This window comes from Gemmatimonadota bacterium, from assembly GCA_041390105.1.
In the GTDB taxonomy this organism is placed as follows: Bacteria; Gemmatimonadota; Gemmatimonadetes; order Longimicrobiales; family Gaopeijiaceae; genus JAGQIF01.
The window spans coordinates 1-22,212 of record JAWKQO010000006.1; the positions used below are offsets into that span (position 1 = coordinate 1).

At 68.6% G+C, this 22,212-nt stretch carries 16 protein-coding genes and 1 pseudogene; 4 read left to right on the top strand and 13 right to left on the bottom strand.

What is annotated here, in order from left to right; all coding sequences use genetic code 11:
- The 10 genes from R3E10_19305 to glgB form a co-directional block, all read right to left on the bottom strand.
- Positions 1 to 1,216: sigma-54 dependent transcriptional regulator (locus tag R3E10_19305; GenBank protein ID MEZ4417911.1), on the bottom strand; the 1,216-nt coding region annotated here is incomplete at its 3' end.
- Positions 1,119 to 2,390 carry a HAMP domain-containing sensor histidine kinase gene (locus R3E10_19310; GenBank protein MEZ4417912.1) on the bottom strand — a complete coding sequence of 424 codons (1,272 nt, stop codon included), beginning with the start codon at positions 2,388 to 2,390 and terminating at the stop codon, positions 1,119 to 1,121. The genes R3E10_19310 and R3E10_19305, both read right to left, overlap by 98 nt.
- Before the next feature lie 96 nt (positions 2,391 to 2,486).
- On the bottom strand, positions 2,487 to 2,615 hold the full coding sequence (locus tag R3E10_19315) for a hypothetical protein (protein ID MEZ4417913.1): 129 nt from the start codon (positions 2,613 to 2,615) through the stop codon (positions 2,487 to 2,489).
- 32 nt (positions 2,616 to 2,647) lie between these two features.
- Positions 2,648 to 3,169, bottom strand: a complete 522-nt coding sequence (locus tag R3E10_19320) for a hypothetical protein (GenBank protein MEZ4417914.1) — start codon at positions 3,167 to 3,169, stop codon at positions 2,648 to 2,650.
- A gap of 70 nt (positions 3,170 to 3,239) precedes the next feature.
- Positions 3,240 to 4,025: a hypothetical protein gene (locus R3E10_19325; GenBank protein MEZ4417915.1), complete on the bottom strand. Its 786-nt coding sequence runs from the start codon at positions 4,023 to 4,025 to the stop codon at positions 3,240 to 3,242.
- A 175-nt stretch (positions 4,026 to 4,200) separates the two neighbouring features.
- Entirely contained in the window at positions 4,201 to 4,767 is a 567-nt protein-coding gene (locus R3E10_19330) for a hypothetical protein (GenBank protein ID MEZ4417916.1), read from the bottom strand.
- 200 nt (positions 4,768 to 4,967) lie between these two features.
- Entirely contained in the window at positions 4,968 to 6,197 is a 1,230-nt protein-coding gene (locus R3E10_19335; protein ID MEZ4417917.1) for a metallophosphoesterase, read from the bottom strand.
- Entirely contained in the window at positions 6,167 to 6,979 is an 813-nt protein-coding gene (locus tag R3E10_19340) for an endonuclease/exonuclease/phosphatase family protein (GenBank protein ID MEZ4417918.1), read from the bottom strand. Before R3E10_19340 ends, R3E10_19335 begins: the two co-directional genes overlap by 31 nt.
- A gap of 3 nt (positions 6,980 to 6,982) precedes the next feature.
- Positions 6,983 to 9,409 carry a prolyl oligopeptidase family serine peptidase gene (locus R3E10_19345; GenBank protein MEZ4417919.1) on the bottom strand — a complete coding sequence of 809 codons (2,427 nt, stop codon included), beginning with the start codon at positions 9,407 to 9,409 and terminating at the stop codon, positions 6,983 to 6,985.
- 18 nt (positions 9,410 to 9,427) lie between these two features.
- Positions 9,428 to 11,644, bottom strand: coding sequence for a 1,4-alpha-glucan branching protein GlgB (gene glgB / locus R3E10_19350; protein ID MEZ4417920.1), 2,217 nt, complete (start codon positions 11,642 to 11,644; stop codon positions 9,428 to 9,430).
- Positions 11,645 to 11,778: 134 nt separating this feature from the next.
- Here glgB and R3E10_19355 point away from each other — a divergent pair, with 134 nt between their 5' ends.
- The 3 genes from R3E10_19355 (at position 11,779) to R3E10_19365 (ending at position 16,455) form a co-directional block, all read left to right on the top strand.
- Positions 11,779 to 13,296: a glycogen synthase gene (locus tag R3E10_19355; protein ID MEZ4417921.1), complete on the top strand. Its 1,518-nt coding sequence runs from the start codon at positions 11,779 to 11,781 to the stop codon at positions 13,294 to 13,296.
- Positions 13,293 to 15,296: a DUF3536 domain-containing protein gene (locus R3E10_19360; protein MEZ4417922.1), complete on the top strand. Its 2,004-nt coding sequence runs from the start codon at positions 13,293 to 13,295 to the stop codon at positions 15,294 to 15,296. Before R3E10_19355 ends, R3E10_19360 begins: the two co-directional genes overlap by 4 nt.
- 283 nt (positions 15,297 to 15,579) lie before the next feature.
- Positions 15,580 to 16,455, top strand: coding sequence for an EAL domain-containing protein (locus tag R3E10_19365; GenBank protein MEZ4417923.1), 876 nt, complete (start codon positions 15,580 to 15,582; stop codon positions 16,453 to 16,455).
- Between the two features lie 64 nt (positions 16,456 to 16,519).
- Here the strand turns inward: R3E10_19365 and R3E10_19370 are convergent, their stop codons facing one another.
- From R3E10_19370 to R3E10_19380, 3 genes are read right to left on the bottom strand one after another with little or no spacing between them, the layout of a single operon-like run.
- The gene (locus R3E10_19370; GenBank protein MEZ4417924.1) at positions 16,520 to 17,194 is read right to left on the bottom strand and encodes an epimerase; all 675 of its coding nucleotides are present in this window, start codon (positions 17,192 to 17,194) and stop codon (positions 16,520 to 16,522) included.
- Positions 17,191 to 18,690 carry an insulinase family protein gene (locus tag R3E10_19375; protein ID MEZ4417925.1) on the bottom strand — a complete coding sequence of 500 codons (1,500 nt, stop codon included), beginning with the start codon at positions 18,688 to 18,690 and terminating at the stop codon, positions 17,191 to 17,193. Before R3E10_19375 ends, R3E10_19370 begins: the two co-directional genes overlap by 4 nt.
- A complete protein-coding gene (locus tag R3E10_19380) occupies positions 18,687 to 20,336 on the bottom strand; it encodes an insulinase family protein (protein ID MEZ4417926.1) in 1,650 nt (549 codons plus the stop codon). Before R3E10_19380 ends, R3E10_19375 begins: the two co-directional genes overlap by 4 nt.
- Positions 20,337 to 20,958: 622 nt before the next feature.
- On the opposite strand from R3E10_19380, the pseudogene R3E10_19385 reads away from it, so the two are divergent.
- Positions 20,959 to 21,840: pseudogene (locus R3E10_19385) on the top strand (adenylate/guanylate cyclase domain-containing protein).
- The last annotated feature ends 372 nt before the right edge of the window (positions 21,841 to 22,212 follow it).

Genomic DNA, 22,212 nt, shown 5'->3' on the forward strand with positions numbered 1-22,212 from the left:
CGTGTCCGTGCAGGATGGCCAAGCGCTCGATGGCGTTGAACAGCTCACGCACGTTGCCGGGCCAGTCGTGTGCCTCCAGAACGGCGAGCGCCTCGTCCCCGAGCTCCGGACTGCGAACGCCTTGGCGCGAGCGCAGGCGCGTGAGCGCATGCGCCACCAGAGGGCGGATGTCGGCAGGTCGTTCGCGCAGGGGCGGCAGCGCGATGGGAACGACTTCCAGGCGGAACAGCAGATCCTCCCGGAAGGCGCCCTCACGGGTCGCGGCCACCAGGTCCCGGTTGGTCGCGGCAATCACGCGCACATCCACCGGGATGGGACTCGATCCGCCGACCCGCTCGATCGTTCTCGATTCCAGCGCGCGTAGCAGCTTGGCCTGGGCTTCCAAGCTCAGGTCGCCCACCTCGTCCAGGAACAGCGTGCCCCCGCTCGCCAGCTCGAACCGTCCCCGTCGGCGCTCGGTGGCGCCCGTGAACGAGCCCTTCTCGTGGCCGAACATCTCGCTCTCGACAAGGTCACGGGGGATGGCCGCGCTGTTCACGCGCACGAAGGGGCCATCGCGGCGCTCGGAGAGCCCGTGGATGGCCGCGGCAACCAACTCCTTGCCCGTGCCGCTCTCCCCGGTGATGAGCACGCGCGCGTCAGTGGGAGCCACGCGCTCCACCCGCCGCCGGACTTCCTCCATGGCCGGGGAGATGCCGATCAACTCCGTGCCAGGACCCAGCTCGCGCCGCAGCGCCCGCGTGAGGTCGCGCTCGCGGCTCAGCTCCAAGGCTCGCGTCAGCGTCAGCAGCACCGCTTCGGGAGTCAGCGGCTTCTCGATGAAATGAAACGCCCCCTTCTTGGTGGCTTGTACCGCATCGGAGAGCGACGCCTGCCCGCTCATCATCACCACGGGCACCTGGGGCGCGAGCTGGCGGAAGCGCTCGAGGGCCTGCAAGCCGTTCATTCCCGGAAGGGCCAGGTCCAGCAGCACGGCATCGGGGGAGATGTCGTCGAACCCGGCCAGCGCAGCCTCTGCGCGGTCCACGTCGCTGACCCGATAGCCCTCCGACTCGAGAAGCGAGCGCAGGGTACGGCGGATGTTGTCCTGATCGTCGACGATGAGAATGTGCACGGCGTCAGGGTGCCGGAGACGCAGGGGCGAGGTCCAAAGGGGCACGCGGAAGCTCGCAGACAAAGCGCGCCCCGCCCTCCGGGCGATTCTCGGCTCGCACATGTCCTCCGTGGCTGGTGAGGGTCTGCCGGACCATAGGGAGCCCGATTCCCGAGCCCCTTCGCTTGGTGGTGACGTCCAGATTCCAGATGGCGTCCTCCAGGCCCGCGGGCAGCCCGGGTCCGTCGTCCTCCACCGTGATTCGGACCGCTGCGGCTCCCGCCGCGTCCGCGACGGTCCGGATTTGGACGACGACACCGGCGTCCGGGGATGCCTGCACGCCTTCCTGAGCTTCCACGGCATTGCCGATGAGGTTCAGCAGCGCTCCCCGGAGTGCGTCGAGGTGCCCACGCACGAAGACCGGGTTCGGCGGTGCGTCCAGCATGACAGGCACTGGCGCGCTTGCGAACCCGTCGACCAGGGCGCGGCACAACTCCACCAGATCGATCATCGCGGCCGGGCCCTCGGGGGCCCGACCCACTTGAACGAACGAACGCGCAAGCGCATCCAGCCGATCGATCTCCTCGACGAGCACGTCGACCGACCCGTCGTCCTGGTCCTCGGGCAAGCGCTTGCGGATCTGGTAGGCCGCCAGCTTCATCGGAGTGAGCGGATTCTTGATCTCGTGCGCCGCCCGGCGTGCCATTGCGCTCCAGGTGGCCAGCCGCGCCGCCTCGACGGCCTTGCGCCTGCCTTCGTCGATGCTACGGGACATGGAGCGCAACGCGTCACCGAGCTGCTCCAACTCAACGAAGCCCGGTGAGACGGCCCGCCCCTCCGGGATGACGTCTCCGGCCGCGATTCGCCCCGTCCAATCGATGAGACCGTGCACGGGCCTCGCGAAACGCCTCGCCAGGGCATGGGCCGTGGCCCAAGCCAGCCCGGTGACGAACAGCAAAAGACCCGTTGCGATCAAGGGGAGCCGGTCGAGAGCACGCGCGGCGACCGCGGCGTAGAGGCGGGACATGTCGCGAGACCGGACCAGATCCGTGCGATGTGCCTCCAACGCCTGGCTGACCTGGGCGGGGACGGGCTGAGCCTCCGGCCAATCCCGTTCGACCCTGTCGATGAGCTCGAGCCCGGACCCTGCGACGGTGACCCACGGTCCCGCAGATCCGGACCGCGCCAGCACGTCTCCGAGGGCCCAGGCACCGCCCGCCACCACCAGGGCGGTTGGTATGAGCGCCACGGTCAGGAGGGCCAGGAAGACGCTCCGTTCGAAGCGGCGGGGAGCCATGGGTCCTCGGGGGATCGGGTGGATACGATCGCGAAACGGACGGAGCCTCATCGTAGAGCCCCACTGGCCGCCCCGTCACGCTCGCCGATCCCCGACCTAGCGATTCAAGCGTTCATCGAGGGACTCCAGACCCTTGATGACCTCCGACAATCCGGACCGCAGGTCGACGGCGATGCGGAACAGGAGGAGGATCATCACGACCTGACTGAGCAGGTGCCAATCCATGGCCACTCCTTCGTGGGGGTGAGGATGCGAAACTACCAGGTCCTTCGGTAGCGGAAGGTGGGGCCGGCCCCTTCGGCGACGTAGCCCATCTGTGCGATCGACTTGTTCGTGCGCTCGCGGAACCCGCGCAGGCTCTCGGCGGCCTGAGCTCCAACCTGGGTTGCGACGCGCTCGAAGAGGTCCTCGGGTGGCGCCCCAAGACGCACGGCGCTGTCGTGGATCAAGGGAAGAATCAAGAGCGCCTCACGGCTCCCCTGTTCCAACCCGGCCAGCGCGAGTGCAATCAGAGCGGCGTCCAGGTGATGCGACGCCCCTTCCCTGACAGCGCGAGCTGCAGCACGCTCCGCGAAGGCCCGCAGTGTGGGCGCCTGCTCCGGGCCGAAGCGGGGCTGGAGAAGCGACCAGCGCTCACTCGCCGCCGGCGTCGTCAGGGCGCTCTGGATCTCATGGTCCAGGGTCGTGGGTATGGGACGCACGAGGTACCCGACCCCGGCCCCTTCGGCGATGCGCGCTTCGAGCGAACCCTTCCCGGCGGGTCCTGTCGGATCCGTCATGGTCTTCCTCCCCTCCCCCGCTGCAGCACGTCGGCCGCGCCGGTCAGCCTCAGTTCCATGGTTGCGGCGCTCAACATCCCTTCAGATAGCGCAGCCCGATGAGCAGATGCCCCCGGTCGTCGACGAGATCCGTTCGTGCGACCCGCACCGGCTCGTCTGCGATGCGCGGTGGTGGGGATGCTTCGTCACACCAGTGATCGGCGGGCTGCTCCCGGCGGAGCAGTAGCGCGTCCGCTTCCACCGCGACGACCACCATCCCGCGGCCGGCGATCTCGATGATCTCGTCGGGGGCGAGAGACAGCACGCGCGCCTGCGCCGCGTCGTCGGGAAGGAGCGCCCACGCAGACCCTTCCCAGGGCCCGCCCGGTAGCCGGTACCACTCACCGCGGCGCTCCGCGAACGTCTGATGGAACAGGGGACCGTAGCCCCAGTCCTGGAACTCGAGATCCGGACGGAGGGGCACCGTCGAGTCACCACGGTCTCCGCGGAATACGGCGCTCAAGCCCCGGCCGGGCACCGCGATGACGATCAGCTCGCCCAGGCGGCTCGAGGTGACGTCGGGCGCCACGTGGAGGGACATCACGCGGACGGCCGGCGACAGCATGGTCTGATGGCAGGCCGCCAGATCCGCCGCGTCGCGACACAGCTCGTCGAGGCGGTTCTCGTTCTCCAGCCAGCCGACCTGGTCCGGGTCGAAGAGCGCGACCCAGCTGGCGAATCCGTCCTGGGCAGCGAGGCCATGCGCGTGAGCAAGGGTGAGGCAGAGCGCCAGGCTGGCGCCGGCTGCCCTCCGGATGCACCGGCCTCGCCCTCCGAAGCTCGCCCACCGAGCCGCGAACCTGTTCTTTGCCAACACGGTCCAGCTCCTCGTTCCCCTACCCTCCGGACCGCGCAGCTCGTCTGGTCGCCTCAGCACCCTTCCGACTCATCTCCGCGAAACCCGAACGCCACCGTCGCACTGTCCCTCTCACTGAGAACACCTCCCCCTACGTCGCCCACTGCTCCTCCTTGCAGGGCCCGAAGGCCCCTCCTCATCGGGTCCAGCGAACCGAGACGCGGAGACCATCCGCGCTCGGGCCAAGACGGACGACCGGGCCAGAGGTCGGTTCGAGCTTGTCGCGGACCGCCCAGAGCAGCAGCGCACCTGCTGCGAGACCGGCTCCCGTGTAGACGACGACGGTGGTCTCATCGGACCAGTCTCCGCGGGGCTCCGGAGGAGAGATCCGGATCGCGGCGGCCAGCGCCCCCACGGCGCCCACGCTCAAGACCGTCCCAGCCCCCACGGCCGCCTTCAGACCGGAACTCAGCGCCCGACCGTCCCCGAGCGTGCGGTCGGCGCTGCGCCCGATCCGATAGCCCCCGATGACTCCCGCACCGAGACCGGCGGCGACCAGCACGAGGGCCGCTTCGACCGTCTCGTCGACGTCGTGGTTGTCTCGAGTGAACCAGCCCGCGAACGAAGCACCGGCCGCGAACCCTACCGCTCCGTATCCCACCGTCGTGGGGATCCGCCAGAGCGTCTCCTGTGCTTCAACGCCCTCGGCCAGCGCCACTGCGATGAGGCACGCCCAGCCGAACCGGCTACTCATTCGCATCATCGATCCTCCTCTCCGACCCGCAACCAATCGAGCGGGATCGACCGCACGCGGGCACATGCACGACTACGTAGGAGCGCGGGCCCCGTTGCGTAGGCATCGAGACCCGACTGGCGGACAATCTCGACGCCTCGCAGCGAGAGGGGCAGCTGCCCGGGGACCTGCGGTGGAGGGGAGGGACGAACCGACCGAGGCGGTCCCCGTCACCGCTGAGGGAGCGCGACCTCGTGCCGGAAGACGACGGCGGGCGTCCCGGGCTCGACCACCCTGAGGATCGCGCGGTCGGCGAGGATGTCCAACACCATGAAGCCGGGGTGCTGGTGTGCAAACAACGTACGCGCTTCGTCTCCCACCGGCGTGGCTTTCTCCGAGGAGCCCAGGCCGCTCACCAGCAGAAGCGACGCTGTGGTCTCTCCCTCGAAGACCTGGAGTCCATGATCGTGCCCCGACGCATAGGCGAGCGGCGGAGCCGTCGCCAATGCCTCACCGAGTCGCCTCCGGAGCGCAGTGTTGCCACGGCTCACGAAGTCCTGGTCCGTACGCACGAGCCAGCGGCCCAGTGGGCCCACACCGGGAAGGGGTAGGAGCACCCAGCGCCACCCGCCGTTGGTCATGAGCGAGGGGAAGATCCACTCACCAAGCGTGTAGAACCCACCGTGCGGCCCCCTCGACCGCAGCGGGTGGTGCGCCACCACCACCACGGGCCTTCCGTCCGGCGGGCGCAGCGCATCCTCCACAAGCCCAGCAATGACGGCCGCGGTGTCCGCATAGGAGCAGGCCGGCCCCGCATTCTCGCCCCGCAGCCACCACTGTGTGTCGAGCGCCACCACGCGGGCGGCCGTGAGATCCAGCGCGTACGGACCGGGACACCCGGGGAACGGCGTGAAGAGGGCGTTCGGATGCGCCTGAACAATCTCCGCTTGGCGCCGAACTCGCTCCAGGCCATCGGGTGCGTTCTGATCCCAGTCGTGGTTTCCGGGCACGAACACCGCGCGCGCCTGACCTGCCGCCTCCAGTTGGGCCTGGAGCGCCCGCTCCGCCTGCGCTCGGCCCTCGGCATCGGCCTCCGGCACGCCGGACGGATAGATGTTGTCGCCCAGATACACCACCACGGTCTTCTCAGGCAACGAGTTCGCAGTGTCACGCAGCGCCAGCAGCACCGGCTCACCGTCCACCGAGGGCGCGCCGGCGTCCCCGATCAGGATGATCCGCTGCAGGATGGCTCGCGCCGGAGGCGCGTCCAGCGATGGGGAAGCGACATCGGCACGCACATAGGGGCGACCGTGCGTGCAGCCCGGCGCTGACAGCGCCACCGCCATCGCCGCCGCCACCCAACCACCGGCAAGACGCAGATCGCGCTGCGCACCTCGCCACGCTGCCTGGATCCAGGCGCTTTGCGCCTTCAGCCCTCCGGCCACAGCATCTCTACCCATACCGGCCTGTGGTCGCTCGCCTCGCGAATCTCCAACACCGTCCCGGCACCTACGGACGAGACACCACGCAGGAAGATGTGATCCCACCGCATGCGCTTCACCGTGGGAGGGCCTTCCTGCGTAGGCCAGGAGAAGCCGGCCTCCGCCGCCACCTCTCCGACTCCGCCGCTGTTCATGTCGCCCCCGATCACCACCCGCTCATAGGGCGAGGCATCGTCCAGGACGGCACGCAACTGCGCCTTCCGCGCCCACGGCGTGATCTCGAGCAGCGAGCCCAGATGAGCGGAATACACGCGCAGGGGCCGCCCCCGAACGTCCAGCGTCACCGCCACGGCGATGCGCTGGGTGCGGGTGAACAGGGACACGTGCGGAAGTACCAGCTTGGACTGCTCGCGTACCGGCCAACGGCTCAGGACCGCGTTGCCGAAGTCGCGGTCGTAGCGGTAGTGGAAAACCGCTGGATAGTAGACATACTGGAGCCCCAGGTGCTCGGCGATCCGACGGGTGCCTTGCTCGTCCATCTCCTGGAGCAGGATCACGTCTGCGCACTGAAGCTCCGACGTACTACCGAGCACCCGCGCCGCGGTGTCGGGGCGAAGTGCGAACTCGACATTGAAGGACACCACGCGCAGTGTCCTCCCTGCCCCGCCGTCACAGGAGACGAGGCTTCCCGGTTGGCCCGCATAGGCAGGCCCTCCCGGGCTCGTGTAGTTGCTGCCGGTACGGCACGCCGTCAGGAGTGGGGCCGTGCAGAGAGCGGCCAGCAGGATCCGCGACGACACCCCTCAGCGCCTCAACAGGTGAGCGTCGAAGAACGCCGCTGCGCGCGTCACGAAATCCAGACGGCTGGCCTCCGTCTGGATGGTATGGGGCTCGATGGGATAGACCATGACCTCGAATCGCTTCTCCAGCTCGATCAAGCGCTGGATCAAGCGGGCACTGTCCTGGAAGTGCACGTTGTCGTCCACCAAGCCATGGGTGATCAGGAGCGGATCACTCAGTCCTTCGGCGTAGTAGATCGGGCTGGAACGACGGTAGGCGTCCTCATCCATGTGTGGCACGCCCAGGATCCGGCTGGTCCACCCGTCCGAGTAGTGCGCCCAGTCGCTCACCGAGGCCCGAGCGATGCCGGCGGACATGACGCCCGGATAGCGGAAGAGTGTCATGAGCGTAAGGAAGCCTCCATAGGAGACCCCGTGCATACCGATGCGGGTCGGATCGATCCCTTCCGCCTCCGCCAGCCAGCGGGCTCCGGCGACGACGCCATCGGTGTCCTTGATGCCCATGGAACGCGCGATGTCGGTGCGATAGTCCCGTCCAAAGCCGGCACTGCCCCGGTAGTCGACGTCCAGAACAGTGTATCCCTGCTGCACCAACCAGTTCACGAACCCGACGTGCAGGGCCCAGCCGTAGACGCTCCAGCCGCGGTGCGCGAATTGCCGGTATCCGCCGCCGTGCACGTGCACCACGGCCGCCCGCTCGGGCAGGGGACGCTCCGGCCGGTAGAGCGCCGCCCATACGCGTCCGCCGTCCGGGTGGGCGAACGACACCATCTCGGGGCGGGTGCGTCCGTACGTGAAGAAGGCGTCTGATCCGCTCACCGTGACGCGGGTACGCTCCGGCGCCGCCGCACCGCTGGGGCCGCCGCGTCGGGCGGCCAGGGTGCCCACCCACAGATCAGGGAGTTGCAGCGACTCGCTGGCCACGACGGCCACCCGCCGCACGTCCGGCGACAACCAACCCTCGTGACGCCCGGGCCCCTCCGTGACGCGTGTGAGGGGGCCGCCCCCGGCGGGCATGGTGTACAGGTGATCGTCCGACGGATGCTCACGGCTGGCCTGGATCAACCAGGTGGTCCGGTCGCGGGATAGCTCTGCGCCCCGCACCTCCCAATCGCCCGTGGTGAGCGCACCGGTCGCCCCGTCGGGGGTCGTGCGGTAGAGGTGGCTCCAGCCGCTCCGCTCGGAGGCGAACACGAAGCTGCCGTCGGGGAGCCACTCCAGCAGCGCGGGCTGTAGCGTGTTGGCCTGCACCGGAGGGCCGCCGATCCAGGCGTCGTCGTGGTCGTGCGCCAGCACCCGCAGCGTACCCGTTCGCGGGTCCAGCTCCGCGATCCACAGGTCCTGATGATCCTCTCCGATGAGTTGTACGAGCGCGCGGGTGCCGTCCAGGGACCACCAGGGGCCGTGCGGCACCGTCTCCTGTTCCTCCGCCTCGGGGAAGCTCACCCAGGTGACCTGTGCGGAGTCGCGCTCCACGCTCGCGTCGGCTGCCACGATACCCAGGCGGAACCGGTCGCGCGGCTCGCCGGCCTTGCCCCGCGCCTCATGCACCGTGGAGTACCCGCTGGGGTCCAGGTAGTCGATGTATTGTGTGGCGGGTCGGTCGACAGCCCGACGCCGCGCCCGGAAGGTCACGAAGCGACCATCCGGGCTGCGCTGGATCTGGTCGACGGTCTCCCCGGGCTCCACCGGAAGGGCGAGCACCGGGGACGGGTCGCCTAGCCGGTCGGCTTGGGCCAGACGGGCTTCGCGGTCCAAGCGGGCACGCGTCTCCTCGAACAGGCGCGTCTCTTCGGTCCGCAGCCACGCTCCCTCCGCGGTGCGCTTGGGCTCGGGCACCTCGTGCCGTGTTGCGAAGAGCCTCAGCGCACCCGCATCGACATGGTAGATCCAGAGCGATCCGTCCGCCTCGACCTCGATCTCGCGTCCGGAGCGCGCCAGTCGTACCTCGCGCACTGCCGACTCGAGCGCAGCCACCATGCGTGTGCGGGGATCGTGGCTCCGGTCGTACAGGAAGACGCTGCGCCCCGACCCCCATGCGGCCCGCACTCCGTCGGCACTCCAGGACAGGCGTTCCGCTGGCACAACCTGCGCCTCGCGAGCGGTCAGCTCCGTGGCCCCGGTAGCGCCCGCGTCCACGCGGAACCATGGATCGTCCTCGGGCAGGTCGTCGGAAGCGGGGTCCTGCTTCCAGCGGAAGTAGACCGCCGCCCCGTCCGGCGCCCAGCGCACGTCGCGTACGCCAAGCCCCAACCAGCGGTCGTTGCGAGAGGCGTCGCGCAGGGTGAGCTCTCGAGGCTCCGCCATCACTGCAGTCAGATTGGACTGGCGCAGCGGAAGCGCGAGTCGGTCTCCGCGGACCTGGGCCGCCCCTCCCACCGGTGTCGCCAACGCGGCCGTGAGGACGAGGCAGGGGATGGCGGCGCGCATGGGGGGCCTCCTGGCCGGCTAGGCTGGTCCGGTTCGCTTCAGGTACAGCGCGGAGAGCGGTGGGAGCGTCAGCTCCACGAATTGCTGCCGTCCGTGCAGCGGCTCGGGAACCGTGTGGAAGACGTCGGGGATCAGGGTGCCGGCCCCGCCGTATTCCGGCGCGTCGCTGTTGAGCAGGATCTCGTAGCGGCCCGGGTGCGGCACCGCCAAGCGATACGCCTTCCACGGCACGGGTGTCAGGTTGAGCACCACCACGACGAACTGCTGCCACTCGGCGGACCAGCGTACGAACGAGATCGTGCTGCGCTCAGCATCATGCACGTCGAGCCATTCGAACCCGTGCGGCTGCGACTCCGCCTCGTGCAGGGCGGGCTCTTCCTGGTAGGTCCGGTTGAGCGCGGCCACCCAGTTCTGCAGGCGCCGGTGCAGGGGCTCGTTCAGGAGCGGCCAATCGAGCTCACCTTCATGGTTCCATTCGCGCCACTCCCCCAGCTCTCCACCCATGAACAGGAGCTTCTTTCCGGGGTGTGCCCACATGTACCCGAAGAGCGTTCGCAAGGTGGCGTGCTGATCGAGCGGCCCACCGGGCATCTTCGAGAGCAGCGAGCCTTTCAGGTGCACCACCTCGTCATGGGAGAGTGGCAGCAGAAAGCGCTCCGAGAACGCATACAGGATGGAGAACGTGAGGCGGTTGTGCAGGCCTTTGCGAAACAGCGGGTCGGCCTTGAAAACCTCCAGGGTGTCGTTCATCCAGCCCATGTTCCACTTGAGATCGAAACCCAGGCCTTCCTGCTCCACGGCATGCGTCACGCGGGGCCAGGCGGTCGACTCCTCCGCCACCACGATCACGTCCGCATGAGCCTCGTGCACCGTGCGGTTGAGCTGCCGGAGGAACTCTACCGCTTCCAGGTTCTCGCGCCCACCGTGCGGGTTGGGCTCCCACTGTCCCTCCCCCCGCGAATAGTCCAGGTAGAGCATGGAAGCCACGGCGTCGAGACGCAGCCCGTCGATGTGGAACTCCTCGAGCCAGTAGAGCGCGGACGAAATCAGGAACGAACTGACCTCGAAACGCGAGTAGTTGAAGATGAAGGTGCGCCAGTCGGGGTGGAGCCCCTTGCGTGGGTCCGCGTGCTCGTAGAGGTGGGTGCCGTCGAAGCGGCCCAGCCCGTGTGCGTCCGTGGGGAAGTGAGCGGGCACCCAGTCCAGGATCACGCCCAGACCCAACGCGTGGGCCCGATCCACGAAGTGGCGAAAGTCGTCCGGACTCCCGTGGCGCGCGGTCGGAGCGAAATAGCCTATGGTCTGGTAGCCCCAGCTCTTGTCCAGGGGGTGTTCGGTGACCGGGAGCAGCTCCACGTGCGTGAAGCCCAGGTCGCGCACGTAGGGCAGCAGCGTATCGGCCAGTTCACGATAGCTCAACCATCCCGGCAACCCTTCCGTGGGCTTCGCATCGGCGTGGCGGCGCCAGGACCCCAGGTGCACCTCGTAGATGGAGAGGGGCGCGTCGGGCGCATGCCGCTCGGACCGCTCCGCCATCCAGGTCTCGTCTGTCCACGCATGGGTGCTGGGCGCCGTGACCACGGAGGCCGTGGCAGGCCGCAGCTCCATGCTGAAGCCCACCGGGTCCGCCTTGAGGAGGTCGCCCGCGTCGAAGCGACTCCGGATGGCGTACTTGTAGACCGCTCCTGCCCCGATTCCCGGAAGAAACAGTTCCCAGACCCCGGAGGTGCCCCTGGGGACCATGCCGTGGATGGTGGCGTCCCACCCGTTGAAGTCCCCCACCACGCTGACCCGCTCAGCCGCGGGCGCCCAGACCGCGAAGCGCGTTCCGAGGACCCCGTCGCGCTCCGTGGGGCGCGCCCCCAGGATGTGATGGACTCGTCCGTCCGGGCGGCGGAGCCGGGCGAGCTCGTCGTCGCTGAGGTGGGGGCTGAAGCGATAGGGATCGTCCAGCGTCACCTCACCCAGATCCCCGTGCGCGAGCAGTCGATAGGCAAAAGGGGACGGGGAACCGGGCACGAACGCCTCGAACAGGCCGCGCTCGTCCAGCCGATCCATGGGCATGGTGCCGCGCGCCACCCGAAGGTCCACGCGGTGGGCCCAGGGCAGCCAGACCCGCACGAGACGGCCGATTTTCCCCTCCCGCTCCGCCGCGCGCTCGCCGAGCAGCGTCGACGGATCGGCGAGCCGGCCGGCAGCGAGCGCCTCGATCCGTTCGCGGTCCGTTTCTTCCATGAGCGAGAACCTACGTTGAACGATGCGTCCTGGGCAGGTAGGGTCTCCAAGGCCCGTCGGATGCACTCCGATTGCGTTAGGTTCAGAGGGTTGCGGGCCGAGGCCCGCGACACCCCCCAGGGAGATCGAACGGCATGACCACCACCACCGGGGTGCGGACCGCCCGTCCGGTACCCTCCATCGAGACGGTTCCGCCGCTGGGCGCCGGCATCGTCCATCTGGTGGCAGAGTACTGGCCGTTTGCGCGGACCGGCGGCCTGGCCGAGGCTGTCCGCGGGGTCGCGGAGCACCAGGCCCGCTCCGGCGCGCCCACCTTCGTCTTCATGCCGCTGTATCGCTCGGTCCGCGAGTCGGGTGTGGCCCTGGAGCGCTTCGGGGAGTCGTACAGCGTGAAGTTCGGCTCCCGCACGGAGGAGGCCCGGCTTTGGCTGGCACCCGGTCGACCGGGTGCACCCAAGGTGTTGTTCGTGGATCATCCCCACTACTTCGACCGCGCCGGCATCTACGGCGAGGCGGGGGGCGACTACCCGGACAATCACCGTCGCTTCGCGTTCTTCGCCAAGGCCGCCCTCCAGGCCATTCCCACACTGGGCGAGAGCCGCTGGGTCCTGCACGCGCACGACTGGCACACGGCGCTGGCGCCGGTCTATCTGCGGACCGAGTTCGCGAGCAGACCTGAATTCGACGCCATCGCCACGGTGCTCTCCGTGCACAACGCAGGCTACCAGGGGCACTTCGGTCCCGAGATCCTTCCCGATCTGGGGCTACCGCGGGAGATGTACCACTGGGCGCACATGGAGTGGTACGGAAAGGTCAACTGGCTCAAGGGCGGGCTGGTCTATTCCGACTTCGCGGCCACCGTGAGTCCCACGCACGCCTACGAGCTGCGGACGCCGCAGGGCGGCTTCGGGTTGCACGACCAGTTCATCGCGCTCGGTGATCGCCTGGTGGGCATTCTCAACGGGATCGACCTGGGCATCTGGGATCCCGAGACCGACCCCAGCATCCCCGCCCGCTTCACCAAGGAGGATCTCACTGGCAAGGCCGTGTGCAAAGCCGACCTGCAGCGGGCCGCCGGCCTTCCGGTGGAGCCCCGCAAGCTGCTGGTGGGCATGACTGCGCGGCTGGCGCAACAGAAGGGCTTCGACATCCTCCTGGGCGACGGCCTGCTCTACCGCGTCGACGCCCAGTTCATCTTCGTGGGCGAAGGAGAGGCCCGCTATCGGGAGGCGCTCGCTCAGGTCGCGCACCACATGCCGGACCGGGTAGCGGTGCGGTTCGAGTTCACCGAAGAACGCGAACATCGCCTGCTGGCCGGGTCCGACAGTCTCATGATGCCCTCCCTGTACGAGCCCTGCGGCCTCACGCAGATGCGGGCACAGCGCTACGGCGCGCTGCCGGTGGTGCGGAAGGTGGGGGGACTCTCGGACACCGTCGAGGATCAGGTCACCGGCTTCGTCTTCGACGAGTACTCGTCCGCAGGGTTGGAGCGCGCACTCCGTCGGGCAATCGCCACGTATGAGGACGAGCGCGCCTGGATCAACCACATGCGGGAAGCCATGAGCAAGGACTTCGGGTGGGAGCGCTCCGCGGTGCGCTATCTGGACCTCTACCGCCGCGCCCTGGCGGCGCACGCGCCCGCCAAGGGGTGAGCACCTCCTCCCGCTCGGTCGTCCTGCACGGCCATTTCTACCAGCCGCCCCGCGAGGACCCCTGGTTCGAGACGGTGGACGCACAGTCCACGGCGGCACCCGACCACGACTGGAACGCCCGCGTCGAGCGTGAGTGCTATCGAGCCGTGGTGGCTGCCCGGATCCTGGACGGGGACGGACGCATCCAGCAGGTGGTGAACACGCTGGAGCACATCAGCTTCAACGTGGGGCCCACGTTGCTCTCCTGGATGGAGTGGGCCGCACCCCGCACCTACAACGCCATCCTGGACGCGGATCAACGCAGTCGGGAGCGGTTGGGTCACGGCAACGCCCTGGCCATGGCCTACCATCATCCGATCCTCCCGCTCAGCGATCCCCGCGACCGCCTGACCGAGATCCGCTGGGGCATGCACGACTTCCGACAGCGCTTCGGGCGCGACCCGGAGGGAATGTGGCTGCCCGAGACGGCGGTGGACGATGCAACGCTGGACGCGCTGGCCACCGAGGGAATCCGCTTCACCGTCCTGGCGCCGTACCAGATCGATCCCGTACCGGCCGACGGCGGACCCGCGCTCTACCGCACGAAGAGCGGGAGGGAGATCGCGCTCTTCGCCTACGACGGGGACCTCGCCCGCGGGGTCGCCTTCGGCGAGCTCCTCTCCGACGCGGAACGTTGGGTGGCGCGCTGGGTCGCGCCTTCCGATCCCCGCAGACTCGTGTCGATCGCGGTCGACGGCGAAACCTTTGGTCACCATCACCGGTTCGCTGATCTGGCCCTGGCGGCCGCACTCCATCACCTGGCCCAGCGCACGGACGTGCGCGTGGAGAACTTCGCCTCCTACCTGGAGCGGCATCCGCCCCGCGAGGAGGTGACACTGATCGAGCCCTCCGCCTGGAGTTGCGCGCACGGGGTGGATCGCTGGCGGCGCGAGTGCGGATGCAAGATGGATCCGTCGTCCTCCACGCGGCAGACCTGGCGGACGCCCCTGCGCGACGCCGTGACCTGGCTGGCGAAGGAGCTGCACTCGGTCTTCGAGACCGAGGGTGTACGCCACTTCGTCGAACCCTGGCGCGCCCGCGACGCCTATGGACGCATGGTGGGTCGGCTGCCGGCTGAGGCGCGCCTCGCCGCGCTGATCGGGGAGTTGGCCGAGCCCGTGAATGACGGTGTACGCGCTTTGGAGCTGCTGGAGATGGAGCGCAACGCGCTCCGGCTCTTCACGTCCTGCGCCTGGTTCTTCGACGACCTGGCCGGCATCGAGCCGGTGCAGATCCTCCGCTACGCGGCGCGCGGCATCGACCTGGCCGGGGCCGAACAGGTGCGGATCGAGCAGGGATTCCGGGCGCGCCTGGCCGAGGCGCGGAGCAATGACCCCGAGGAAGGGAGCGGCGCCGATCTCTACGACCGGAGAGCGCGACCCAGCGCGTCCGGAGAGGCACGGGCCGCAGCCGGGGGTAGCCTGCTCTATGAGGAGCAGCACGAGGACTTCGCCGGATTCGGCGCGTTCCGCACGCACAGCGTTCGCCCAGGGCACGTCGTCGTAACGCACGAGCCCACCGGACACCGGTGGGAGATGACCGCAGAGGTCCGCGCGCGGGGACCCGCGGCGCTCGTGGTCGATGTGGGCGAGGGAAGCGAACGCGAACGCGTCGAGGCGGGAGAGCTTCCGGAGGCGGCGCGGCGCCCACTGGAGCGCGGACTGCGGGCCCGGCTGCTCGGCCGTGTGCTGAACGACGACGACCGCGCGGCGTTGGCCGAAGGCGCCCCGTTGACCGAGGTTGCGCGCGGCGCCTGCCTCCGCGCTGTGGCCGAGCTCACCGCGGAGGGGCCGGGCTTCAGGGATCCGCTGGTGCGGAGTGCCCTCGATGCGGCTGGGTTGTTGGTGCTGCTGGGCCTCGACCTACCGTTCGATGCCCAGACAGATCTTTGGCGCTGGTTGGAAGCACTGGGGCAGCCTCCACAGCTCGCCGAGCTGGCCCGCCAGTACGGGCTCGCCTGACGGACCCGTTGCCCAAGCGGGATCCTGGCAGGAATCCCGTACCGCGCCACGGTCCTGGACGAAATCCCGTACAGCGCCACGGATCTAGCACTTTGCCAGAGCCGCTTTTCTGGCCCGTGCTGCGTCACTCCCACACCCCGGGTCGTGTCGCTGCGACCCGTCACCCAGCCATCCGCCTTTCCGTCCGTTGTGCGTCTCCTACAGCCGCCACGGTCCAACGAGGCACAAGAGGTGCCCCAGTGCAGGGTCGAGCGACCCAGATCCCTCGCCCCCGGACCTCGCGATGCCCGCTGTGCTCAAAGCGAAGAAGGCCAAGCGCCGGAAGAAGTCGCGGGGTAGCGCCAAGCGCCCGGCAACGCCGACGCGAGCCAAGGAGGTCGAGACCCGAAGGCCCGCCGCGAAGTCCGTCCAGCCAGCAACCCCCCAGGCCGCGCTTGATCCGGCGGCCGCGCTGGCGGCGAGCTTCCGGCGGGCCCTTGATGGCATCTGGTTCGCCTACCAGCCCGTCGTCGATTCTCGCTTCCAGATCGTCGGCTACGAGGCTTTGCTGCGCAGCGAGGAGCAGGGCCTCCACACGGCCCTGCCGTTGCTGGACACCGCACGCAGATTGGAGCGCTCCGACGACCTGCTGCTGCAGATGTGGACGCAGGCGCCTCAGCCCTTCGGTCCGGGCGGGCTGGACAGCGAGTGGCTGTTCATGAACGTCGAGCCGTCCGAACTGGTGGTCTTCCGCGACCTGGCCCGCGGTGGTCCGTTCCGTGCGCTGGCACCCCGCATCGTGATCGAGATCACCGAGCGAGCGGCGTTGCTTCCCCACGCCGGCCTGGATCGCGCAGCGGTGGACCTCAAGGCGATGGGCTTCCGGGTGGCCATCGACGACTTCGGCGGAGCCTATACGGGCATCGCCACCTTCGCCGCGCTCGAACCCGACCTGATCAAGTTGGACGGCCAGCTCATCCGGGGAATCGATCGCAGCCGGCACCGCCAACTCTACGTGCGCAAGTTGCTGGAGATGTGCGACGAGCTGGGAACGAAGGTCGTCGCGGAAGAAGTGGAGACGCCCGCGGAGTTCGAAGCGCTCTGCGATGTGGGCTGCCAGTACCTGCAGGGGTTCTATGTGGGGCGGCCCGAAGCGCTCGCGGCTCGCCCGAGCGACTGAGCGGCGTCTCCACCGCTCCCCGCGGTGCTCCCCGCCGCATGCCGCTTCCACCTCAAGCCGCGACTCATCCGCTCCGCGCGGCCAGCGCGTTGATGTCGGAGACCTCCAGCACGGACTTGGGCGCGCCTCCCGCGGCCGCCTCGATCATCGCCTTGCCCACCTTCACGGTGGTGGTGAGCTGTTTCGAGGCAATGCGCTCCAGCAGCGGATACAGCGGCGCCACCACGGCGTAGAGCGCTCGGTAGAGCGTCGTGGACGAGGTGGTGCCCCGCAGGGGTTGGATATAGCCGGGCCGGAACATGTAGGCGGCCTTGAACGGCAACCGCAGCAGCGCGTTCTCGGTTCTCCCCTTCACGCGCGCCCACATGAAGCGGCCCTTCTCGGTGCTGTCGGTGCCCTGCCCCGTCACGTAGCAGAACGTCATCCCAGGGTTCAGGCGAGCCAACGACGCCGCCACGGCCATCGTGAGGTCGTACGTGAGGCGCGTGTAGTCCGCCTCGCTCATCCCCGCGGCAGAGACGCCCAAGCAGAAGAAGCACGCGTCGTAGCCGGCGAGCCGCGGCTCCAGATCCGTGAGATCGGAGACGTCTTGCTTCAGGATCTCCGTCAGCTTGGGCGAGCTCCGCACACAGGAGCGCCGGCCGATCACCAGGACTTCGCTCACGCGCGGATCGTCCAGACACTCGAGGACGACGCCGGTCCCCACCATGCCGCTGGCCCCGAAGAGGATGACCTTCACCGGCGCACCAGCGTGCCGAAGGCATCCAGGCGTGGCTCCCCTTCCAGCGGGGGCGCGGCCAGGATGGCATCGACCGGTCCGATCAGCACGGCGTCCATGCGTTCGGGATGCAGGTACGCGGCAGCCGCTGCACGAACGGCCTCGGCCGTGACCGCGCGCACTCGCTCGGGGTAGCTGGCTGAACGCTCGTGGCTCCCGTAGCGGATCCACTCCTCTGCGAACGACAGTGCAGTGACATGCCCGTCGCGGTAGGCGAGCGTGTACTCGCCGTCGGCCAAGGCCCCCTGGGCCACGAACAGCTCTTCCTCGCTCACCGGCCCACTGCGGATGCGTTCGATCTCCTCAAGCGTGAGGTGGAGCAGCAGGGGGATGACCTCCGGCCGCCCATAGGTGCGAAACGTGTAGGTGCCCGGGCCGCGTATGGACTGGACGGGAAAGCCCGAGTCGTCGTTGGTCAGACCTCTCAGATCCCGCGTGGCGCGGAAGAGGCGGGTGTCGAAGTGACCGCCGCCCAGGATGTAGTTCATCACCTGAAGCGGGGCCTCGTCCTCCAACGGCACGACGGGCAGCTCGTGACCCAGCACCAGCCAGCCTTGCAGTTTGTCCGCATCGAGCAGCAGGAGCCGTCGGCTCGCGTCGCCAGACACCTCGGGCACGGCGGCCCGCTCGGCTGGGGCCGGGCCCCGCCACCCGGAGAACTCCCGCTCCACGGCGGCTCGAGCCGCCGCACCGTCCAGGTCACCGCCCACCGCCAACGCCACGTTGGAGGGCACCACCCAGCTCTGCTGGAAGGCGACCGCGTCGGCCACGCCCAGCCGTGAAGGCGTGATCGCGCGGGTGCCGTACGGGTGGCCGTCCAGCAGCGTGGCGGTGAACACGTCGACCGCACTCGCCAGTGAGCCTTCGTAGAGGACGGGCCCCGACTCACCCCCTGCGGCCGCCGAGGCATCGATCCCCCGCGTCCCACGGGCGGAGATCCGCGTCACGTCCGTCGCCTGGACGGCCGGTCGCTGCAACAGATCCGCGAGTAGGCCGAGTGCCGCCTCCCAGTCCTCCGCAGGTACATTCAGCACCACGCGGGTCTCCTCGGGCGTCTGCGTCACCGACAACTCGGCCACCATGTCGTCCAGTAGCCTGGCCACCTCGAGACGGGAGCGCACTTCGGTGCCCCCCGCCCGCAGCGCGGCGGCCCACGCCTCGCTGGCGCCGGCCACGCGCCCGTCGGCGCTGCCCGCGCCCACGATGCCCGCCACGGTCACGAGGGGTGTGGTGTGGTCCTCCACCACGTAGGCCACCAATCCGTTCGCCAGCGTTTGCTGCAGTTGGGCCGGATCGGGTCGCTGGAACGTCGGGGCCGGCAGCTCCATCGTGTGGGGCGGGGGCAGGTCGGGTCGCCACTGCTCGCGATCACACGCGGTGAGTGCCACGGTGAGCAACACGACCAGGACGGGCGAGCGCCTCCCAGCGCGGGGCCTCACCGCACGACGCGCCCTCATCGCTCGACCTCCCGCCGCACCGCGCCCACCGTCCGGTTGTCTGCGATCAGATAGCGGGACGCGATCCGCATGAGATCGTCGGAGGTGGTGCGCTCGCGAGCGTTGAGATGCTCCGCCAACGTCTGCCAGGAATCCATGGTCTGGAAATGCCCGATCTCGAAGGCGAATGCGTCGGCATCCTGCTGTGTTCGGTACCACTCGGTGCGAAGGCGCTTCTTGACCCGGGCCAGCCGGCCCGCCGCGGTGCCGCGCTGTTGCACCCGCGTGATCGCTATCAGCACGGCCTGTTCGGCCGCGTCCAGCGTGGCTTCGCTGCCGGTCACCACCTCGATGTTCAACGTGGCGGGAACGCCGAAGCGCTCCGTGTGCACGACGCGAGTGTTCACATCCACTGAGCCGTTCACCCCGGCGTCGCGCAGCGCATCTCCCACCTCGAGGCGCAACACCTCGGCCAGAACGTCCACGTGGGGACGGTCCGGATGCCCGACGCCTGGGATCAAGTGGCGCATGTCGACGCGTGGCGACAGATCAGGGGACGACCAGATGAGTCGCTTCTCTCCGTGAGGCACGGGCTCGATGGCGAACGTGCGCGTAGGCTCGGGAGCGCGGTACATGTCCCCGAACCAGCGGTCCACGAGTGGAACCATGTCCTCCAGGCGGACGCCCCCCACGAACACCAACGTGGTGTTGTTGGGGATGAACCAGCGCTCGTAGAGGTTGCGCTGGTAGGCCCGGTTGTACTGGTAGAAATCGGAGCGGTAGCCTTCCGGGAAGAACACTGGATGGACCATGCCGACCTGGGCATTCATGGCCTCATAGAACGGCGTGCTGACACGGTTCAGGTCGCCCAGACGCTGCTCGACCAGGATCATGCGCTCCGCGTCGAACTCACGGAATACGGTGTTGCGCATGCGGTCCGACTCGACTCTCAGGAACAGCTCGACCCGCTCCCGAGGGAGGTTGATGTCGAACTTCATGTACTCCTGTTCCGTGGTCGCCGTCAGGCCCGTGCCACCATAGGCCTGATACCAGCGCATCATCGCGCCGGGGTCACGATAGGCGCTGGCGGTCAGCTCCAGCCGGGCAATCTCGGCCTGGATGGAGTCGATGAGGGGCGTGCTCTGCGCGTGGCGGTAGTCGTGGAAGACGCCCCGCTCACGGAGCTCGTTGCGGGCTGCGTTCCTGGCCTCCGAGAGCGCCCGGTCCATGCGCGCGATCGAGTCGCGCAAGGGCTGCTCCCGCTGCCAATCCGTGGTACCCAGGGAACGGGTTCCCTTGAAGAGCAGGTGCTCGAGGAAGTGGGCCGCGCCCAGCTGCCCCGGCTGTTCGATCAGGGAGCCGAAGTCGGTGAAGATCTTGGCCGCCACGCGCGGATCGTCGGGACGCTCCACCACCAGGAGGCGCAACCCGTTGTCGAAGACGTGCTCACGGATGCCGAACTCGTAGGTGGTCTGGGCAGCGAGCGACGAGGCAGCCCCCAAGAAGGCGATGGTCAGAACACCGCGAGCCCGCCGGGGAAGGGTGCGTACGCGCGCCCCGGACGAGACGTGTCCGCTGCGCAAGAAGCGCCGGGTGAGCCCTGCGACTGAGACGAACGATTCCATGACCGGTAGAGCGGGAGTCGGGTGTCGGCTGCGCGTGGTCAAGGTAGAAGCCTCGGAGCGGCGCCGCTATCGGACTTCGGGTGGTACGAGGGATCGCGCCCTGGCCCATGCACTTGCGTTCCGGCTTCATGGGACCCCTCATGAGCGGACGCCGATTACGCTCCGGGATCCTTGGGGGGTCGTTGAGGTGAGAGCCTATACCCGACGCCGCTTGCTGCTGGCCCTCAAGCTCGGCATCGCCACCGTCCCGGTCGCGATCCTGCTGCGATGGTCTGATCCGGAGGCGTTGCTGCCGGGGTCCATCCTGCTGGGCTTCGTGTTCGGCTTCTCGGTGGGCATAGCGGAGCTCTTCCTTCTACGCAACTGGCTCAAGGGACTGCCCTTCGCGCTCCACCTCGTGGTCAAGTCGTTGGCCCTGCTCGCGGTCCTGTTCCTGGCCTTCGCGGCGCTCAACCTGCTCGACGTGGCCCTCGAGGGGACGAGCTGGGCGGCGTACCTGCGTGCCTTGACCAGCGCCGACGTGGCCTCGGGCCTGATCGTCGCGTTCGCCGTGATCATGGTGTACCTGTTCATCATCCATCTCGACCGCTTGCTGGGTCGGGGCGTGCTGGTGGGGTTGTTGACCGGGCGCTACCACCAACCCCGGCGCGAGCAGCGGATCTTCATGTTCCTCGACCTGAAGGACTCCACGGCCCTCGCCGATCGGATGCCCGCCGAGCGGTACTTCCGCTTCCTTCAGCGCTACTTTGCCGAGATGTCGGAGCCGATTCTGGAGACCAATGCGGAGGTCTATCAGTACGTGGGGGATGAAGTGGTGTTGAGTTGGCCTCTCAGGGTAGGCCTGACGGATGGGAACTGCGTCCGAGCCTTCTTCCTCATCGAACAGCGCCTGGCCGCGCAGAGGGCCTCGTTCCTGAACGAGTTCGGCACAGCCCCCGAGTTCAAGGCGGGTCTGCATGCGGGAGAGGTCATCGCGGCCGAGATCGGCGAGATCAAGCGCGAGATCGTCTACAACGGAGACGTTCTGAATACGACGTCACGCATCCAGGCACAGTGCAATGCCCTCGGGCATCGTTTGCTCGTCTCGGAGAAGCTGGCGATACGCCTTCCGCCGGACCCCGCGTATGACGTGCAGCGATTGGGCCCCGTGCCGCTGCGCGGCAAAGACGAGCCACTGGCATTGGCAGCGATCCGGCGGGTTGGTGCGACCTTCACTGGCGCCGCCGGGCGCTCGACGTCACTCGCGATCCTGCTGGCCCTTCTGATCGGAGCCTGCGGAAGGGTCCCGGGACCGGAAGCGCCCGTCATGTCGATCCCGGACGCAGCGCCGGTGGCGTCAGAGGAGTTCGCGATACGCCGTGCGGCCCTCCTGGCCCGCCTGAGCGACGGCGTCGTGCTCTTGCAGGCCCGCCCGGCCGAGAAGTCCATGGAGGAGTGGGGCTTCGTACAGGATGCCGCCTTCCTCTACTACAGCGGTCTTCCCGAGGTACCGAGCGCCATCCTCGCGCTCGACGGACCCGCCCGCGCGTCGCACCTCTTCCTGCCCCCCGCACCGGAGTCGTTCGGCGTAGCGGTCGAGGGACTGATCCCCCGCTCCACTGCAGAGGAGCTGGACCTTACGTCCGTTCGGCCCTGGTCCGAGTTCGCGCCCTGGGTCGAGAGCCGCCTCGCCCAAGGTGTACGTACCCTCTATGTCGACGAGCCCCGGAGGCCGGAAGGGACCGGAGTGCCCCCCGGCATGGCACCGGTGGCGGGCAGAAGGACCTTGTGGAAGGAGACGCTCGCTCGCGCGTTCCCGCAGGCGACCTTCCGAAGTGCCAAGGTCGCCATCATGGAGCAACGTGCCGTCAAGTCGGACGCGGAAATCCGGATTCTGGAGACGAACGCGTTGCGCAGCGCCCCAAAGCTTGCTTGCCGT

What these genes read in the sequence shown, in the direction of transcription:
- R3E10_19310 (MEZ4417912.1), bottom strand. Translation starts at nt 2,390, where the DNA reads ATGGCTCCCCGCCGCTTCGAACGGAGCGTCTTCCTGGCCCTCCTGACC.
- R3E10_19315 (MEZ4417913.1), bottom strand. Translation starts at nt 2,615, where the DNA reads ATGGATTGGCACCTGCTCAGTCAGGTCGTGATGATCCTCCTCCTGTTC.
- R3E10_19320 (MEZ4417914.1), bottom strand. Translation starts at nt 3,169, where the DNA reads ATGACGGATCCGACAGGACCCGCCGGGAAGGGTTCGCTCGAAGCGCGC.
- R3E10_19330 (MEZ4417916.1), bottom strand. Translation starts at nt 4,767, where the DNA reads ATGATGCGAATGAGTAGCCGGTTCGGCTGGGCGTGCCTCATCGCAGTG.
- R3E10_19335 (MEZ4417917.1), bottom strand. Translation starts at nt 6,197, where the DNA reads ATGGGTAGAGATGCTGTGGCCGGAGGGCTGAAGGCGCAAAGCGCCTGG.
- R3E10_19345 (MEZ4417919.1), bottom strand. Translation starts at nt 9,409, where the DNA reads ATGCGCGCCGCCATCCCCTGCCTCGTCCTCACGGCCGCGTTGGCGACA.
- glgB (MEZ4417920.1), bottom strand. Translation starts at nt 11,644, where the DNA reads ATGGAAGAAACGGACCGCGAACGGATCGAGGCGCTCGCTGCCGGCCGG.
- R3E10_19355 (MEZ4417921.1), top strand. Translation starts at nt 11,779, where the DNA reads ATGACCACCACCACCGGGGTGCGGACCGCCCGTCCGGTACCCTCCATC.
- R3E10_19365 (MEZ4417923.1), top strand. Translation starts at nt 15,580, where the DNA reads ATGCCCGCTGTGCTCAAAGCGAAGAAGGCCAAGCGCCGGAAGAAGTCG.
- R3E10_19375 (MEZ4417925.1), bottom strand. Translation starts at nt 18,690, where the DNA reads ATGAGGGCGCGTCGTGCGGTGAGGCCCCGCGCTGGGAGGCGCTCGCCC.